Source organism: Bartonella sp. TT110JLCBS (genome assembly GCF_042193405.1).
Taxonomy (GTDB): domain Bacteria; phylum Pseudomonadota; class Alphaproteobacteria; order Rhizobiales; family Rhizobiaceae; genus Bartonella.
Window position 1 is genome coordinate 1 of record NZ_JBHILT010000166.1, and the last position, 844, is coordinate 844.

The window sequence follows — 844 nt, forward strand, 5'->3', positions numbered from 1 at the left end:
CTTTGGTTAAAAAAGAAACCCACTAAATTTACCGATAGCAAATTTGGACAGACTAACAAAGCCTATCAGAGAGACGATTTGTTTGATCCTGACAAAATGGTTAGTTGGACAGTAAAAGGGGAAGAAGTATGGGGCACCAATGTTGAAAGAATGAAAGCAGGAAAAGCACCTATAGGGTTTGATGGCTGGTCTGTTGAGTTGCATCACCTAAAGCAAACGCCTGATGGACCCATAGCAGAGATGAGCCATGAATTTCATAAAAAATATACTTCTGTTATTCATGCTAATCCCAAAACACATCAATCGCTTATAGAGAGAGAAAAGTTTAATAAGCAGAGAGAGGAATATTGGGATAAACGTGGTAATGGATATGGAGAACAGGAAAACAGTAGTTTAGGAGGAATAATTGATATGAAATGGGGTATTATAGGTCTAAATTTTGACAGATGGGGACAGGAGCATCGGCAATAATGCTCTACGGTTTATGAAAAGAGAGAAAAAAGAAGTTTGGAGAAATAATCTATGAAAACCTATACCTTAGCTGATGTTGCAGTATTAATTGATAAAGTGAATAAATATGATGATGATATTATCAATTTGGGTAGTGAAGATGATGAAGAGAATGAAACAGATGATCTACAGATTGAAAAGGCGGAGAAAGCTCTCGGTTTACAATTCACATCCTCTTATAAAGTTTTTTTAAAAAAATATGGAGGAGGAGAAATTGGTGGTGATGAAATCTTTAGCCTTTATAAGGAGTGTGGAGCAGATATCCCTGGTGGTGATATTGTTTTCCAAAACTTAAATGCTAGAAAACGTGGTTTTGCAACATCAGAACAGCTTG

Annotated in this window: 2 protein-coding genes; both read left to right on the plus strand. The window is 36.3% G+C overall.

The window, feature by feature from the left end:
* Positions 1-471 (plus strand): HNH/ENDO VII family nuclease (locus ACFILW_RS10220; RefSeq protein ID WP_375685782.1); only part of this gene is annotated, 471 nt, incomplete at its 5' end.
* Between the two features lie 51 nt (positions 472-522).
* On the plus strand, positions 523-844 hold a 322-nt coding region (locus ACFILW_RS10225; RefSeq protein WP_375685783.1), incomplete at its 3' end, for an SMI1/KNR4 family protein.